The following is an 18,146-nucleotide window of genomic DNA, read 5'->3' as shown; positions in this document are numbered from 1 at the left end:
TTCAATAGGACAAAGGTATAGGTTGAAATTAAGTTAAGGTGTTAGAAATTTTCTAACACCTTAACTTATTTGTAAATTGGAAATATTATTTAATATGTGAAAAATAAAATTTTTTATAAATAAATAATCTTATTGACGATTTTAAATAATTAGACTAAAATATGTGTAATAAGAATTTATAAACAATACACTTTAAATTGGTCCTGTGAGGCCAGAAAGAGGTATAAACATGAGAAATAAAAATGGAGAAAATCTATTACAAAACAAAATAACTTTGAATTTTATAATAATTGAAAATATATGTAGGTAACAGGGGATTAAAAAAATGAAAATTTTAATCTCCATGTTACCTTTTCCTTTTTTTAAATAAATAATACGTAAATTCCTTGTAAAGTGTGTTTTATAAATATTTAAAGGAGGCAGTTTTATGAAAGCAAAGCTTATATTAGAAAATGGTATTGTATTTGAAGGTAAAGCATTTGGATACTTAAAAGAATGTGTTGGTGAGGTTGTTTTTAATACAGGAATGACAGGATACCAAGAAGTTTTAACAGACCCATCATACTATGGACAAATAGTTACTATGACATATCCCTTGATTGGTAACTATGGGATAAATTTAGAAGATGTTGAATCTAATAAACCAAAGGTTAGAGGGTTTATAGTTAGAGAAAAATGTCAGTATCCAAATAATTTTAGGTGCGAATTAGAACTTGAAACTTATTTACATCAAAATAAAATATTAGGTTTAGATGGAATAGATACAAGAGCTCTTACAAAAATATTAAGAAATAACGGTACTATGAAAGGAATTATAGTATTAGATGAGCATTCAGAAGAAGAAGTTAAACAAAAATTAGCAGCTTTTTCTAATAAAGATGCAGTATCAAAAGTTTCGACTAAAGAAATATATGAATTAAATGGTGTAGGAAAACATGTTGCTATGATTGATTTTGGAATGAAAGAAAACATAGTAAGAAATTTTATTAAAAGAGATTGTAAAGTAACAGTATTTCCACATGATGTTAAAGCAGAAGAAGTTTTAAATGTAAATCCTGATTTAGTGTTTTTATCAAATGGTCCTGGAGATCCAGAAGATATGGGATATGCAATAGAAGAAATAAGAAAAATAGCCAAACAAAAACCAATGGTAGGAATATGTTTAGGGCATCAATTATTAGCTCTAGCTTTTCATGGCAAGACTGAAAAATTAAAATTTGGTCATAGAGGATGTAATCATCCTGTAAAAGATATTTTAAACGATAGAGTTCACATAACATCACAAAACCATGGGTACTATGTAGCTAAAATGCCAGAAGGATTTGAAGTGACTCATATAAGTATGAATGATGAAACAGTAGAAGGAATGAGACATAAGACTATGCCAATATTCTCTGTTCAATTCCATCCAGAGGCTTGCCCAGGTCCAAAGGACAGTGAGTATATATTTGATGAATTTATGAAGTATGCACTATAGGAGGAAAATATTATGCCATTAAATAGAGATATAAAAAAAGTTTTAGTAATAGGTTCAGGTCCAATTATAATAGGTCAAGCAGCAGAATTTGATTATTCAGGAACACAAGCTTGTCAAGCTTTAAAAGAAGAAGGTATAGAAGTTGTACTTGTAAACTCAAATCCAGCAACTATAATGACTGATAAAGAGGTTGCCGATAAAGTTTATTTAGAGCCTTTAACTTTAGAATTTTTAGAAAAAGTAATAGCAAAAGAAAGACCAGACTCCCTATTAGCAGGAATGGGTGGGCAAACAGGGTTAAATCTTGCTGTTGATTTAAGTGATGCAGGGATTCTAGATAAATATAATGTTAAAGTAATAGGTACATCAATATCTTCAATTAAAGAAGGCGAAGATAGAGAATTATTTAGAAATATGATGAATAGAATAAATCAGCCTGTTATAAAGAGTGAGATTATAACTGATTTAGAATCAGGTATTGAATTTGCTAAAGAAATTGGATATCCAGTTATAGTAAGACCAGCATATACTCTTGGAGGAACTGGTGGTGGAATAGCTAGTAATGAGCCAGAACTTAGAGAAATATTAAGTTCAGGATTACAACTAAGCTCAATAGGTCAAGTATTACTTGAAAAGAGCGTTAAGGGTTGGAAAGAAATAGAGTACGAGGTTATGAGAGATTCTAAAGGAAACTGCATAACTGTTTGTAACATGGAAAATATAGACCCAGTTGGAATACATACTGGAGATTCAATAGTTGTTGCACCTAGCCAAACTTTATCAGATAAAGAATATCAAATGCTAAGAGATGCTTCTTTAGCAATAATAGATGCAGTAGGAATTGAAGGTGGATGTAACGTTCAATTTTCTCTAAATCCTCACTCATTTGAATATGCTGTTATAGAAATAAACCCTAGGGTTTCAAGGTCGTCTGCTCTAGCTTCAAAGGCGACAGGTTATCCAATAGCAAAAGTTGCTGCAAAAATAGCTTTAGGATACGGATTAGATGAAATAAAAAATGCAGTAACTCAAAAAACATATGCGTGTTTTGAACCATCTCTTGACTATGTAGTTGTAAAAATTCCAAAATGGCCATTTGATAAATTCCAAAGTGCAGATAGGGCTCTTGGAACTAAGATGATGGCAACTGGAGAAATAATGGCTATAGGAAGTAATTTTGAATCAGCTTTCTTAAAAGGAATAAGGTCTTTAGAAATTGGAAGATATTCTTTAGAGCATAAAAAATTCCAAGAACTTTCTATGTATGAATTAAGAGAAAGAGTTATAACTCCAGACGACGAAAGAATATTTGCCTTGACTGAAATGTTAAGAAGAGGATACAGAATAGATATGGTTTCTAAGATAACAGGAATAGATATATTCTTCTTAGAAAAATTTAGATGGCTTGTTGATGAAGAACAAAAACTTAAACAATCTAGTATAGATAACATGAATAAGGCTTGGCTTTATAAGTTAAAAAGAAGAGGATTCTCAGACAAAGCAATTGCTGATATGCTAAGAGTAACACCAGAAGAAATATATAGATTAAGAATGATTTGGAATATTAAGCCTGCATACAAAATGGTTGATACTTGTGGTGGAGAATTTGAAGCTTTATCTCCATACTATTATTCAACATATGAAGAATATGATGAGGTTGAAGTTTCAGATAGAAAAAAAGTTGCAATTTTAGGTTCGGGTCCAATTAGAATAGGTCAAGGTATTGAGTTTGATTATTCTTCAGTTCACTGTGTAATGGCACTTAAAAAGTTAGGAATAGAAACAATAGTTATAAATAATAACCCAGAAACAGTAAGTACAGACTTTAGTATATCTAATAAGTTATACTTTGAACCATTAACAGAAGAAGATGTTTTAAATATATTAGATAAAGAAAAACCAGATGGAGTTATCCTTCAATTTGGTGGTCAAACAGCAATAAAACTTGCTAAATTTTTAAAAGAAAAAAATATAACAACTTTAGGAACTACTTCTGATCAAATAGATTTAGCTGAAGATAGAGAACAATTTGATGCTTTATTAGAAAAGTTAGATATTGCAAGACCAAAAGGAAAAGGTGTATGGAATGTTGAGGAAGGGTTAGAAGAGGCGAGAAGACTTGGATTCCCTGTTCTTGTTAGACCTTCGTTTGTTCTTGGAGGTCAAGGAATGGAAATAACTCATGATGAAGATGAGCTTGTATTCTATTTAAAAAATGCTTTTGAAAAAGATAGTAAAAATCCAATTCTTGTAGATAAATATTTAATGGGAAGAGAAATAGAAGTAGATGCTATATCAGATGGAGAAGATGTTTTAATTCCAGGAATAATGGAACATTTAGAAAGAGCTGGTGTTCACTCAGGAGATAGTATAACAATGTATCCTCCACAACACTTAAGCGATAAAATAAGAAATGATGTATTAGAATATACTAAAAAACTTGCTTTAGAAATTGGAATAAAAGGGATGATAAATATTCAATTTATTGAATATCAAGAAAATCTTTATGTTATAGAAGTTAATCCAAGAGCATCTAGAACTGTTCCATATATATCAAAGGTAAGTACAGTTCCGATAGTAGATATAGCTACAAGAGTTATGCTTGGAGAAAAATTAAAAGATTTAGGTTATGGTACAGGTGTATTTAAAGAACCAGAATTAGTTTCTGTTAAAGTACCAGTATTTTCAACTCAAAAGCTTCCAAATGTTGAGGTAAGTTTAGGACCTGAAATGAAATCAACAGGAGAAGTTTTAGGTGTAGGTAGAAACTTAGAGGAAGCTTTATATAAGGGATTTTTAGGTGCATCAATGTATATTGGTAACGGAAATAAAACAATTCTTGCAACTGTAAATAATCATGATAAAAAAGAATTTTTAGAGATAGCTAAAGATTTAAATAAATTAGGATTTAATTTTGTAGCAACTGAGGGTACAACTAAATTTTTAAGAGATGCAGGAATTGATGCTAGAGAAATTGCTAGAATAGGTGAAGACTCTCCAAATTTAATGGATCTTATAAAGAATAAGGAAATAGATTTAATTGTTAATACTCCAACTAAAGCAAATGATTCAAAGAGAGATGGTTTCCTTATGAGAAGAGCAGCAGTTGAGAGAAATATTGGTGTTATAACTTCATTAGATACATTAAAAGCATTAGTAGATGTTAAGAAAAGCAAAGTTGAAGATAAAGATTTAGAAGTATTTAATTTAGTTGAAATGTAATTTAAAAATAATCCACAAGTGATAGATTATTTAATCTTGTGGATTATTAATCTTCATACAAATAGTTTCTATATTTTTATTAATTATTGAAAAACTAATAATTAAATAGTATTTAAAACATACATAAGTGGAATAATAAATGCAAAGTTTGTAGTAATGAAAATGATTTGTTATAATTTAGAAAAGGAGTGATTATAATGTTAGAAATGTTTAATAAACTTGATAAATTTGATAAAAAAGATTGTGAATTAAAGAGAGCAGTTCATCAATTAATAAAAGAAGATAGAAAATTAAAAAATGCAATACTTTTAGATTGTGCAATTGGAGCTATGGTCGTTGGTACAATTATAGGCTTAAAGATGCATAAATGTTATAAATATCGTAAAGAATCTAAATATGAAGAATAATCATATTTAGTTTTTGATGGATGTAGATTATTTTTAAGATAAATAGGAATAGAAATGATGTTTTTTATTTTTCAGCATTTACGTTTTTATATAAAAAGTAGTTAATTTTTATGTGAAAGTGTAAATGTTTTTTTATTGCTTAAAAATAGATATAATTTTGTTATAGATAAAATAAAGTTTAAAGTAATGAGATTTAGTATTTAATGAAATTATAGATTTATTAGTCATAAAGGTATAAAATAATTTTAGTGTTATAATGCAATGTAGGAGTGAGAGTGAAGATGTATAATACGGTTGATAAAAATAGTCCTATAGGTTTTTTTGATTCAGGGGTTGGCGGTATAAGTGTTATGAGGAGAGCTGTTGAACTTATGCCAAATGAAAATTACATATATTTTGGAGATTCTAAAAATGCTCCATATGGTGTTAAACATGCTGATGAAGTGAGAAAATTAACTTTTAATGCTATGAAATTCTTTGAAGAAAGTGGAGTAAAAGCTGTTGTTATAGCCTGTAATACAGCTACATCTGCAGCTATAAAAGAGTTAAGAGAAACTTATAATATTCCGATAATAGGCATAGAACCTGCTATAAAGCCAGCAGTTGAATCTAAAAAACAAGGTAAAATAATAATAATGGCAACAACTATGACCCTTGCAGAGAAAAAATTTAACAATCTTATGGACAAGTATAAAGATGAAAGAGAAATTATAAAACTTCCAGCACCCGGTTTAGTAGAATTTGTTGAAAGTGGAATATTTAGTGGCGAAGAGGTTATGGAGTTTTTAAAAGAAAAATTAAGTCCTTATTTGAATAGTAAAATATCGACTATTGTATTGGGATGTACCCATTATCCTTTTGTAAAAAATGCTATACAAGATATAGTTGGAGAAGATGTTGATATAATAGATGGTAGCTATGGAACCATAAGAGAACTAAAAAGAAAATTAGAAAAAATTAATTTAATAAATGATCAAAGAGAAGATGGATATGTTAAAATATTTAATTCATCAGAAGATAAAAAAATAGTAGAACTTTGTAAGGTATTATTAAAAACAAAATAAAAAAATAATAAGAATTAAGCTATCTGGATATATTACTTATAAGGGTAGCTTAATTTTTATAATACGAAAAATCAATAGAATTAGATATAAAGAAAAATATTTAAACAATTTGTTAAAATATTGACATGAAAAACGTAAGGTGATATTATAATATCATAAAAAAGAATTTTCAGAAAATTTTAAATAAATAAAAAATTACAAACTTAGGAGGGGAATTTATGAATATAAATGTTAAAAAAATATTAGGAAATGCACTAAATATTGAGGATGCTATTGTTTTAAGGCGCTATTTAGAGGAAAATCAAAATGTTGAATTAGATTTTGAAGGAATTGATAGAGTACCATCAACTTTCTTAAATTGTTTATTTGCTGATATGATAAATAAAGAGGGAAGAGATATTGTAGCGAATAAAGTGGAAGTGAAAAATTTATCAAATTATAATGATTATTCAAGAGTTGTGTTAGGAACAACATTTTGTTAACAAAAATATTTAATATAATTTAAGGGTAGTTTATAATTTTAAATTTTAAGCTACCTTTTTTATATTTATTAAATCGTATTATTTTTATGTGGAGTGAATGATTTTATATTATAATGTTTTAAATTATAATAATGATTTCTTTAAATAATTAAAAAAATAATATATAATTTATTAAAAGACTACTTAAATATAAATAGTAGAAAAATATGAAAGGAGAAGTTACTTATATAATATAAATTTAATTATAGGTAGCGCATAAAATTTATGAATCCAATAGTTACGATAGAAATGCAATCTGGGGACAAAATAAAAGTAGAACTTTATGAGAATATAGCTCCAAATACAGTAAGAAATTTTGTTAGTTTAGTTAAAAAAGGTTTTTATGATGGAGTAATATTTCACAGAGTTATTCCAGGATTTATGATTCAAGGTGGAGATCCAGACGGAAATGGAACAGGTGGTCCAGGATATTGCATAAAAGGTGAGTTTGAGGCTAACCGTATTAAAAATGATTTAAAACACACAAGAGGTGTTATATCAATGGCTAGAACTATGGTTAATGATTCAGCAGGAAGTCAATTCTTTATAATGGTTGAAAATGCTCCACATTTAGATAGACAATATGCAGGATTTGGTAAGGTTATAGAGGGAATGGAAGCTGTTGATAAAATAGTATCTGTTAAAACTGATAGAATGGATAAACCTTATGAAGATCAAGTTATGGCTAAGGTAACAGTTGAAAATGCTGATAATATGCCAGAACCAGAAAAAATATAAATTTTTAAATATTAAAATTGGTGCTTAAGGTAGTTAAGACTAACCATAAGCACCTTTTTAGAATGTATTTAACAAATGGAGGTAAATTATGAGTAGAGTTGGAGAAAGAATAAAAAGTGTTAGGGAAAAAAGCGGATTAACCCAAAAAGCTTTAGCTAAAAAATTAGGTGTAGCTGAAAAATTCATAAATGAAGTTGAAACTGGAAGAAAAATATTAAATGAAGCACTTATAGAGAAGGTGTCTAAAGTTTTAAATACAGATTTAAATGATATAAGTATGGTTGTAACTGATGATGATTTACAAAAAGAAAAAATTGCAGAATCTTTAAGAAAAGCTCCTGTTATTAAAAAAACTAAACCAGATAAAGAGGTTGATGAGGTTTGGAATCAAGCTTTTGGTAACGTCTTAAAAAATGTTCCTATATATAACTATAGTTTAACTAAAAATAATGGATATAAACAACTTCCTATGCATTCAAATAAAATAGAAGGACATTCATCTGATAAAGTATTTTATGTTGTTATAGAAAAAAATGATATGACAGGATATAGAATTCAACAAGGTGATTTAGCTTTTTGCCATTCTATAAAAGAAATTGAAAACAACTCTATATGTTTAATTGAATTTCAAGGAGTAAGAGTTATTAGACAAATAAAAAGATTAGATAATTCTAAGGTATTATTAATAAGTAATGGTGGTTCTATGAAAACAGAAACTGCATTAATAAAAGAAGTACTTCCAATAGCAAAACTTGATAGAATAGAATTTAATATATAAATTTGTTGCATGCTTATATTACTTTTATAAATTAAAAATTTAAAAAATAAAGCTGTACTATAATAAACATTGTAGTACAGTTTTTTATTATTTAATACATTTATATAGAATAATAAAACATAAATGTATAAGTTATCCACAAATGTGGATAACTTATGTGGATAACTTGTTTTAAAATTAAAATATATTATGAAAATGTATATAAATCTAATAAATAAGAATATTTTATAATAAATTAATTATTTTTTAGGAGAATTTTATGAGTGAAGGTTTAAGGCAGTTTTCTAAGTATTTAAGCAATATTCCTCAGGATATATTAAATGAGATAATAGTTAAAAATTCTTTTAATACTCAAGATGGTAATTTTATAGAATTTATAGTTGTATATCAGGGGACGGCAGATGAATTTAGAACAGATGCTGAAAGTATAGGAGTTAAATTTGATGATTTAGGTTATGGGTTTGGTATTGTAACTATGAAGGTTTCTGAGATTAATAAATTAGATAATCTAACAAGGATTCAATATGTAGAATTACCAAAAGTATTAGAAACTACTGACTATCAAAGTAATAGTGCGTCTTGTGTTCAATCAGCTTGGAATACTTATGGATTATCTGGGGAAGGAACGATTATAGGCTTTTTAGATACAGGTATTGATTTTACTCATCCAGGATTTATAAGCAATGATGGAGAAACTAGGCTTCAATATATTTATGATTTGCAGACAGATAAAATATACAATAGAGATGATATAAATAGAGCTTTAAAAAGTGATGAATCTTATGATGTTGTGCCAGTTCAAGACCTTGCAGGTCATGGTACTCATGTAGCAGGAATTGCATGTGCTGGTGGGAAGATAAATTTTAATAATTATGGAGTTGCTTATAAAAGCGATATAATCATGGTCAAAATAACAAGAGAAGGTGATATAAATAGAGCGCTGTCTACTCAACTTATGAAAGGAGTGAAATTTTTAATAGATAAGGGATATGAATTAAATAAACCTTTAATTATAAATATAAGTTTAAGTACAAATCAGGGAGGACACAATGGAAGGAGTTTGCTTGAAAAATATATAGAAATAGTAAGTACAGTAGAAAAAGTGACAATAGTTATAGCTGCGGGAAATGAAGGAAGTGCAGGGCATCATGTTGGCGGTGAAGTACAACAAATAGTAAGAATACCTCTTAGTATAGCAGATGAAGAAAAATCTATTTCTATTCAATTTTACAAGACATTATTAAATAGTTTTTCAATAGAGATAATATCTCCAGCTGGAATAAGTAGTCAAGAAATTATATTAGACCAGCGTTATAATGAAAGATTTTTAGGAAGGGTAAAAGTAGCCACTTATAATATGGGGGCATCACCAATTGATGTAATTGGGCAGATATATATTAGATTAACCACATCAGATGTTCAATTAATTTCTGGAGAATGGACAATTATTTTAAGAAGTTTAAATGAGTATGAGGGTTATTACGATATGTGGCTTCCAGTGGCAGAAGGGTTAAATCCGCAAACAAAATTTTTACAGCCAAGCATTTCAAATACTCTAGGAATACCAGCTACAGTAGATGGGGTTATTTCTGTTGGTAGTTATAGTTATATAAATAATACCCTTTCACCTTTTTCAGGAAGAGGGGTTAAGAGACCGGGAAGGGACAGAAAGCCTGATATATTAGCACCTGGAGAGAATATATTATCAACTATAGTGGGAGGAGGATTTGATACTAAAACAGGAACATCTATGGCAGCACCAACAGTAGCAGGTGTATGTGGTCTTCTTTGTGAATGGGGAATTGTAAAGGGTAATGATATATATCTTTATTCGGGAAGGCTTAAATATTATTTGTGTAGGTCTGCTAAAAGACCTATAAATAATTTAAATTATCCTGATATAGCCTATGGATATGGATTGGTATGTGTGGATAATGTAGTTAATTTAATACAATCTGAGTAATGTAATTAGTTGTAGTTCAAAATCACATCTTATAAAAAGTTTCATACAATAAATTATATTATTTATTTTAAAGGAGAGTTTTATGGCTAAAGGTGCTCTTAAGGTTCAATGCTTTAGTGAAGACACATATATTCCTGTTAATAAGGCAAAAATAATAATAACCCCAACAGGTATAGATGGTGTAGCTATAGGGAATAATATAGAACTTTATACTAATTCATGGGGAGCCACAGAAGTTATAGATTTGGAAACTCCTCCAATTAAAAATTCCCAAACACCAGGTCTTATTCCATATAGTTTTGCTGATATAACAGTAGAAAGAGATGGGTATATACCGGTTTTAGTGAAAGGAGCTCAAATATATCCAGATAGAGTTGCATTTCAAAAAATAAATTTCACGAATGATGATAAGTTAACAAGGCAACAAATAATTATTGATATTCCAGCTAATGTACAAGTAGGAAATTATCCAGCTAAAATACCAGAAGCAGAAGAAAAACCTCTTCCAAAGCCTCAGGGAACAGTAGTGCTTCCTCAACCAGTTGTTCCAGAATATATAAGAGTTCATGCAGGAGTTCCAGATGATAATTCAGCTCCTAATTATACAATACCTTATAAAGAATATATAAAGAATGTGGCATCTTGCGAGATATATTCAACATGGCCAGAAACAACAATAAGAGCTAATGTCTATGCTATAATATCATTTACTTTAAATAGAGTTTATACAGAGTGGTATAGAGGTAAGGGGAAAAATTTTGATATAACAAGTTCTACGGCTTATGATCATGCATTTAGTTATGGAAGAAATATATATGAGAATATAGGTGCAATTGTTGATGAGATATTTTCAACATATATAAAAAGAGATGGTGCAAAGCAACCACTTTTAACCCAATACTGTGATGGTGTAAATGTTCAATGTCCTAATTGGATGACTCAATGGGGTTCAAAATATTTAGGCGATCAAGGAAAAACCCCTTATGAAATATTAACATACTTTTATGGAGATAATATAAATCTTACAACGGCACCTAAAGTAAATGGTATACCAAAGTCATATCCTGGAACATCTTTAACTATAGGATCTACTGGAGAGGCGGTAAAAACAATCCAAAGTCAGTTAAATGACATAGCTAAGGCTTTTCCATTGATTCCTAAGTTAGCGGTAGATGGAATATATAATCAAGCAACTGCTAATTCCGTTAAAGTTTTTCAAGAAAATTTTAACTTATCAAACACAGGTATTGTAGATTATGCAACTTGGTATAGGATTTCTGATATTTATGTAGGAGTTACTAAAATAGCTGAACTTAGATGTTATGATGAGAACTCAAAAAAGATATTTGTTCCGCCAACTATATCAGCCTATGAGGATGATATACCAAAAGTACCTTATTATATATAGAGTAATTTTAAGGAGAAAATTATATGGCAAAAGGTTCTTTAAAAATAGAATGTTTTAGTGAAAATACATTTATTCCTGTAAATAAGGCGAAAGTAATAGTAACGCCTACAGATTCAAATGGAACTGCTACACGAGATAATGTAGAATTGTATGCAAATTCTTCAGGAGCAACACAAGTTATAGAATTAGATGCACCACCGATAGAAAATTCTTATACTCCAGGACTTATTCCGTATAGCTTTGTTAATGTGACAGCAGAGAAGGAAGGGTATGAAACTGTTTCTATTAAAGGAGTTCAAATATATCCAGATAGAGTTGCAATTCAAAAAATAAATTTTAAAGAAACTACGACTCCATCAAGACAAGAAGTTATAATTGAAATTCCAGCTAATGCTCAAGTTGGAAATTATCCTCCTAAAATATTAGAGGCAGAAGAAAAACCACTTCCAAAACCACAAGGAGTGGTAGTTCTTGCACAACCTGTTGTTCCTCAATATATAAGAGTTCATGCAGGACTTCCAAATGATAATTCAGCACCAAACTATACAGTCACTTATAAAGAATATATAGCAAATGTAGCGTCTTGCGAGATATATTCAACATGGCCAGATACGACAATAAGGGCAAATATTTACGCTATAATCTCATTTACTTTAAATAGAATATATACAGAATGGTATAGGGGACAAGGAAAAAATTTTGATATAACAAGTTCTACTGCTTATGACCAAGCTTTTAGTTATGGAAGAAATATTTATGAAAATATTGAACAGATAGTTGATGAAATATTTGCAACATATATACAAAGGCAGGATGCTAAGCAACCTCTTTTAGCCCAGTTTTGTAATGGGACAACAGTTACGTGTAATGGACTGTCACAATGGGGTTCTAAATACTTAGGTGATAATGGAGATACGCCTTATGAAATATTAACTTATTATTATGGTGATAATATAAATCTTGTAGTAGCACCGAAAGTTCTTGGTATTCCACAATCATATCCTGGGTATTCATTAAGTTTAGGCTCAAGTGGAAGTGCGGTTAGAACAATTCAAAATCAACTAAATACAATAGCAAATTCATTTCCTTTAATACCTAAGTTAGCTGTTGATGGAATATATGGAAGTAGAACTCAAAATTCGGTTAAAATATTTCAGCAGACATTTAATTTGCCAGTTACAGGAATTGTAGATTATGCTACATGGTATAAAATATCAGCTGTTTACGTTGGTGTTACCAAAATTGCAGAGCTTAGAAATGATTTAGATTTGCTTGAAAAAATATTTATCCCACCAGTTATTGAGGCTTTAGAAGAAGAAATACCAAGGGTGCCATATTAATAAAAAATATTTAAAAATAATCCACAGTAAAGTTAAAATTTATTAACTATATTGTGGACTATTTTTTATAAATAATTATTTTTTCATTTTAAAAAAATAAAAATAACAACATTGTGCAATAAAAATAAGACTAAGTATGCCAAAGATAGGATATAAAGTTGATATAAGGTTGGAAAATCCTATAAGAGATATAGGAAGTGCTATTAAAAGCACAAGAAATATAGATTTCTTATATTTAATTTTAAAAGATTTATTTAATGTTTTACTTATTGAGTATACATCTGAAACTTCTGTTGAGAACATTTCAGCTAAAATTATAGCAAGAAGTAAAATTTGAATAGGTTTGCCAAATCTATCGGTAATATAAAGAAGAGGTATATCGTATTTGTAAATGTAAGGTTGGTTAACCATAAGCATAGCATTTATAAAGATGCAAATTATTGAAAGAACTAATGCACCTAAAGCAATACCTTTTATCATGGATTTTCTATCAGATGTTTCATAGCTTAAAGGTACAATAACTCCACAGCAACATAATGTGTTATATCCTGCATATAAAATTGTAGATGTTAACCAGTCAGAGTTTTTTACAGGCTCAATGGATAGAATGTTTGAAATAGTTAAATCTTGTCTACAAAATAAAAGATATAAAATCATAATTAATGTGATTACTGTAACTAATGATGGTACGATAACTGAGTTTATTTCAACTAATCCATTTGTTTCACGCAAAAGAGCAAAGGATGCAATTATAGCCATTATAATAGAACCGACTATTTTAGGTATACCAAAGAATTGATGTAAAAGTGCACCACTACCAGCTAAGATTATGGACGCACTAGATATTAAGTAAAATGTTGTTGTAATACCTGTTATTTTTCCTAAAATATTAGGACTTACAAGATTTATAGCCTCACTATATGAACTTAATTTATGCTCTATGCTTATTTTAGATATGATGGTACATATAAATATGTAAAATATACCGGTTAATAAAATTCCTAAAAAGCTTATATATCCATATTTAGTGAAAAAAGTTGTTATTTCTTTACCAGAAGCTAATCCAGCTCCAACAATAGTTCCAATAAAGACAGCAGCTATTTGAAATATTTTAATAAAGTTTTTCAAATTTATCCCCCCTTAAATAAATATATTAGATAAATATTAGTTTATTCATAAAATCAATCATAGATTTATATGTTTTGGAAAACATAATAATGTATTTATATGTCTTAATTTTAAAAATAATAAACCTAATATAAAAAGGAGTGAATATCTTCATGAAAAACTTAGTAATAGGTATTTTGTCAGTTTTAATGCTTTTTACTTGTGGATGTACTAGCCAAAAAGAAATTGAAGAGCAAAAACAGGAAGTTATAAATTTAAGTTTTGATAATAATATATCGTCTAGTATAGCTGATACATATATGAATGCCTTCTCTATTGGAGATGTTACAGGGATGAAATCTTTAGGCACAGAAACATTTCAAAAAGGATTTGATGGAGAATTAAATAAAAATATTAAAGTTTTAGGAATAAGACAAGAAGAGGCAAATCAAAATGGCTTAAGTGCTCTCTATGAGTATACTGTTATAAAGGCATTAGAAACCGAGCCTAGAGCATATTTACAAACTTATTATCTTAAAGTTAAAAAAGAAAATAATTCTTATAAGGTAGAGTCTGCTACAGCTATTCCACAATATGAAATCTTTAGAGAAGGAAAAGAGTTAAAAATAAGAAAAGATAATAATGTTGAAATAGGTAATTTAATGATTATGAAAAATTTACCCGATGTTGCTTATTCTAAAAGTGATAGTGGTGATGTTGTTATGTTAAGTGTTCCTAATAAAGACTATGGACCAATTGGTATATCATATACAGGACAAAAAGTTGCTATAAGTACAACAGATGGAGAAAGAAGTTATGTTGGGATAGTTGAGGTTGATGAATCAGTAAATACATCAACACAAAGTTCTAATCAAAGTTCACAAGGCTCAAATCAAGGTCAAAATTCACAAGATAACGGGCAAAATCAAAGTGAGGAGATTTATTTTGATGAATTAGTGGGAAAAAGTATAGATACAATAGATGTGTATAGTAATGTAGTTTTAAAAAATATAGTATTTTCTAAAGATGATGCTTATGTTGCTGTGATTTATGACAATGAGGATTCTGTGACTAAATTCAAATTTTATAAAGTAAGTGGTGAAATTGTAGGATTAAATTTGGATAGTATTTTTGCACAAAATAAATATAATTTAATATATAAGGATTATAAAGATAATGAAGTTTATTTTGATGTTACAGGTGTTAGAAATGCAGATGACATAGTTGAAAGTTTGCTTGGAAGCTATAAGGTGTCAACAAAGGATTTTAAAGTAAGTAAATTGTAGTATAATAAATATAAAAAGTGCAATAAGTTTATCTAAGTTGTTGCGCTTTTTTTATTGGTTGAGAAAGGATGAATTTTAGTGGAGATAAAAAAAAATTGGGGAGATAAAAGGTATCATACTTTAAATTATTTTTTAAGAGAAAAATTTGGTTGTAAAACTTTTAAAATAAGTTTGGATGGGGGTTTTACTTGTCCTAATAGAGATGGAAAAGTTGCAAAAGGTGGATGTACTTTTTGCAGTTCAAATGGTTCAGGAGATTATGCTGGAGAAAGAATGAAGTCAATTTCTGAACAGTTTGATAATATAAAAGATATGATGAATAAAAAGTGGAAAGATGGAAAATACATAGCTTATTTTCAGGCTTATACAAATACATATGCTCCAATTAATGAACTTAGGGAAAAGTATGAAGAAGCTATTTCAAAAGATGGTGTTACAGCTCTTGCTATTGCTACAAGACCAGACTGTATAAATGAAGAAGTTTTAGATTTAATAGAAGAGATGAATAAAAAGGTGTATACATGGGTAGAACTAGGTCTTCAAACAATTCACGATAAGACAGCAGAAAGTTTTAATAGGGGCTATAATTTAGAAACTTTTGATAAATCTATGGAAATGTTAAAAAAGAGAAATATAGATACTGTTGTTCATTGTATATTTGGTCTTCCAAAGGAAAGTAAAGAAGAAATGTTGCAAACAGTTGACTATATAGCACATAGTGGTGCTAAAGGAATAAAATTTCATCTGCTTCATCTTATGAAAAACACTAATATGGTTAAGGATTATGAAAATGGCAATTTGAAATTTTTATCTAAGGAGGAATATATAGACCTTGTTTGTGAAGGGGTATCTAGAATTCCACAGGATATGATAGTTCACAGGTTAACAGGAGATGCTCCAAGAGATCTTTTAATAGGGCCTATGTGGAGTTTAAATAAATGGGAAGTTTTAAATGCTATAGATAAAGCTTTAGAAGATAATGATATTTATCAAGGAAAAAACTTTAAGTAAAGTTGAATATGGGGGAATATTTTTATGAAGATAGATTTAATAATTTCAGCAGATTATATAGAAGAAAATAAAATAAAGGATAAAATAGTTGTAGTTATAGACATGTTAAGAGCAACAAGTGTTATAACAACAGCTTTAAAAAATGGAGCTAAATGTGTAATTCCAATTCTTACGGTAGATGAAGCTTTTGATAAAGCAAAAAAATTAAGAGATTGTGGGGAAAATGTAGTTTTAGGTGGAGAGAGGAGAGCTTTAAAAATAGAAGGTTTTGATTTTTCTAACTCGCCTTTAGAATATGCTCAAAATAAGGTATTAAATAAAACAGTAATTTTATCTACTACAAATGGTACAAGAGCGTTAAATCTTTGCAAAAAAGCTGATTTAATATTGATTGGTTCTATGATAAATGGACTTGCAGTATCTAAAAAATTGCTTGAATTAAATAAGGATGTTGTGTTTGTCAATGCAGGAACAAATGGCGAATTTTCTATGGATGATTTTATTTGTGCGGGATATATGATAGATAATATATTGAAAGAAAAGTATTGTGAAATGTCTGATATAGCCAAAACTGCGAAATATGTTTATGAAAATAATACGGATATAATTTCGTTTATTAAAAATGCTAGACATTTTGATGTTTTAACATCTTTAGGCTTACAAGATGATTTAAATTATTGTTGTTCTAAAAATTTAACAGATATAGTTCCTATTTTTAGAAATAATAACATAGACATATTATAAGTTATGCTACTAAATATTATTAAAAAAAATTTAAATTAAAAACAAAAATTTTAGCTAGTAGCCTTAGTTTCTTGTTTTGAACTATCTGTAGTTTTTGAATTATATAGGACTAAGGTAATAGCTGCTGCTAAAATTATTATGTAACCAATGATAGAGATAATTGTTGGAAGTGATCCAAATACAATAAATCCAAGCACGGCAGAGAATATAACATCAATATATGAGAATATAGCTATTTCTCTAGCAGGGGCATATTTATAAGCTGAAGTTATGGCAAATTCAACTACAAGATAACAAACTCCTGATAAAAGTAAGTAAGTCATTGCTTTAATAGTTAAAACCTTATAATCCATTAGCATAAATGGTGTAAGAACTACTGCACAGGCAACATTGTAAAAGAATACAATTGTACTTGGTGAAGCAGTTTTTCTTAAATATCTCATAGAAACTGAGTCTCCAGCATTCATTGCAGAACCAAATATAGCGGCTAAAGATGGTGTAAGAACAAATTTGGCGCTAGATGGGTTTATTACAAATACAGCTCCGACAAAGCCAACGCATATCAATACAACTTGCCAAAATTTAATTTTTTCTTTCAAGAATATAAAAGAGAAAATTACAAGAAAGAACACACTTAAATCTTGAATTACGCTAGAAGTAGATAAAATTAGATATTGAAGTGCATAAATATTTGCGGTTCCTCCGGTTAAACCACATATTGTTCTAATGGAAAGACCAAAAATATTTTTTTTATTACCAATAAATCTACCCTTATCTTTGAAACCGTAGGTTTTAGCTATAACAATAAATCCTCCGATAATACAAATAAAGCTTTTATAAACTATTTTTTCTGTTGGAGGAATAGGACCTGCTAATTTTAATAATGTATTCATTAAAGCAATTGATATAGCATATAAAATTATGTAAATTAATCCTTTTTTCCTGTTATCTAAACTATTAAATTTTTCACTCATACTATTATTTTATGTAAAAATACATAAACCTCCTTTAAATATAAAGTTGTAAAAATAAAAAAAATAATACTTAGTAGATTAACTTTATAAGTCAGTTGATTTAATT

At 28.6% G+C, this 18,146-nt stretch carries 15 protein-coding genes; 13 read left to right on the top strand and 2 right to left on the bottom strand.

Annotated features, from left to right (window positions below):
- The first annotated feature begins 427 nt into the window (after positions 1–427).
- The 10 genes from DR020_RS05575 to DR020_RS05530 all read left to right on the top strand — a co-directional run bounded on the left by DR020_RS05575 (position 428) and on the right by DR020_RS05530 (position 12,918).
- Positions 428–1,477 (top strand): carbamoyl phosphate synthase small subunit, encoded by a 1,050-nt coding sequence (locus DR020_RS05575; RefSeq protein WP_058993400.1) that lies wholly within the window; start codon positions 428–430, stop codon positions 1,475–1,477.
- A 12-nt stretch (positions 1,478–1,489) separates the two neighbouring features.
- Positions 1,490–4,699, top strand: a complete 3,210-nt coding sequence (gene carB, locus DR020_RS05570) for a carbamoyl-phosphate synthase large subunit (protein WP_112365450.1) — start codon at positions 1,490–1,492, stop codon at positions 4,697–4,699.
- Positions 4,700–4,896: 197 nt separating this feature from the next.
- Positions 4,897–5,106, top strand: coding sequence for a hypothetical protein (locus tag DR020_RS05565; RefSeq protein ID WP_055258806.1), 210 nt, complete (start codon positions 4,897–4,899; stop codon positions 5,104–5,106).
- Between the two features lie 281 nt (positions 5,107–5,387).
- Positions 5,388–6,170, top strand: coding sequence for a glutamate racemase (gene murI / locus DR020_RS05560; protein ID WP_055258804.1), 783 nt, complete (start codon positions 5,388–5,390; stop codon positions 6,168–6,170).
- A gap of 218 nt (positions 6,171–6,388) precedes the next feature.
- On the top strand, positions 6,389–6,652 hold the full coding sequence (locus DR020_RS05555; protein WP_112365449.1) for an STAS-like domain-containing protein: 264 nt from the start codon (positions 6,389–6,391) through the stop codon (positions 6,650–6,652).
- A 264-nt stretch (positions 6,653–6,916) separates the two neighbouring features.
- Positions 6,917–7,429, top strand: coding sequence for a peptidylprolyl isomerase (locus tag DR020_RS05550; RefSeq protein WP_055258800.1), 513 nt, complete (start codon positions 6,917–6,919; stop codon positions 7,427–7,429).
- Positions 7,430–7,517: 88 nt separating this feature from the next.
- Positions 7,518–8,207, top strand: coding sequence for a helix-turn-helix domain-containing protein (locus DR020_RS05545; protein WP_055258798.1), 690 nt, complete (start codon positions 7,518–7,520; stop codon positions 8,205–8,207).
- 259 nt (positions 8,208–8,466) lie between these two features.
- Entirely contained in the window at positions 8,467–10,170 is a 1,704-nt protein-coding gene (locus DR020_RS05540) for a S8 family peptidase (protein WP_112365448.1), read from the top strand.
- 82 nt (positions 10,171–10,252) lie between these two features.
- Complete coding sequence (locus DR020_RS05535; RefSeq protein ID WP_112365447.1) at positions 10,253–11,578, top strand: peptidoglycan-binding domain-containing protein; 1,326 nt, start codon at positions 10,253–10,255, stop codon at positions 11,576–11,578.
- 23 nt (positions 11,579–11,601) lie between these two features.
- Positions 11,602–12,918 (top strand): peptidoglycan-binding domain-containing protein, encoded by a 1,317-nt coding sequence (locus DR020_RS05530; RefSeq protein ID WP_112365446.1) that lies wholly within the window; start codon positions 11,602–11,604, stop codon positions 12,916–12,918.
- A 75-nt stretch (positions 12,919–12,993) separates the two neighbouring features.
- Here DR020_RS05530 and DR020_RS05525 read toward each other — a convergent pair whose 3' ends face one another.
- Entirely contained in the window at positions 12,994–14,046 is a 1,053-nt protein-coding gene (locus DR020_RS05525) for a YkvI family membrane protein (protein WP_112365445.1), read from the bottom strand.
- 152 nt (positions 14,047–14,198) lie between these two features.
- On the opposite strand from DR020_RS05525, the gene DR020_RS05520 reads away from it, so the two are divergent.
- The 3 genes from DR020_RS05520 to DR020_RS05510 all read left to right on the top strand — a co-directional run bounded on the left by DR020_RS05520 (position 14,199) and on the right by DR020_RS05510 (position 17,066).
- Positions 14,199–15,311, top strand: coding sequence for a hypothetical protein (locus DR020_RS05520; protein ID WP_112365444.1), 1,113 nt, complete (start codon positions 14,199–14,201; stop codon positions 15,309–15,311).
- 78 nt (positions 15,312–15,389) lie between these two features.
- Positions 15,390–16,322 (top strand): TIGR01212 family radical SAM protein, encoded by a 933-nt coding sequence (locus DR020_RS05515; RefSeq protein ID WP_112365443.1) that lies wholly within the window; start codon positions 15,390–15,392, stop codon positions 16,320–16,322.
- 24 nt (positions 16,323–16,346) lie between these two features.
- Entirely contained in the window at positions 16,347–17,066 is a 720-nt protein-coding gene (locus DR020_RS05510; RefSeq protein WP_055258787.1) for a 2-phosphosulfolactate phosphatase family protein, read from the top strand.
- Between the two features lie 50 nt (positions 17,067–17,116).
- On the opposite strand, the gene DR020_RS05505 is transcribed toward DR020_RS05510, so the two are convergent.
- Complete coding sequence (locus DR020_RS05505) at positions 17,117–18,040, bottom strand: DMT family transporter (protein ID WP_055258785.1); 924 nt, start codon at positions 18,038–18,040, stop codon at positions 17,117–17,119.
- Between the last annotated feature and the right edge of the window lie 106 nt (positions 18,041–18,146).

Origin of the sequence: Sarcina ventriculi, assembly GCF_900456775.1 — a bacterium.
GTDB lineage: Bacteria > Bacillota > Clostridia > Clostridiales > Clostridiaceae > Sarcina > Sarcina ventriculi.
The sequence above is the reverse complement of the archived record's forward strand: the minus strand, read 5'-3'. Positions and strand labels throughout refer to the sequence as shown.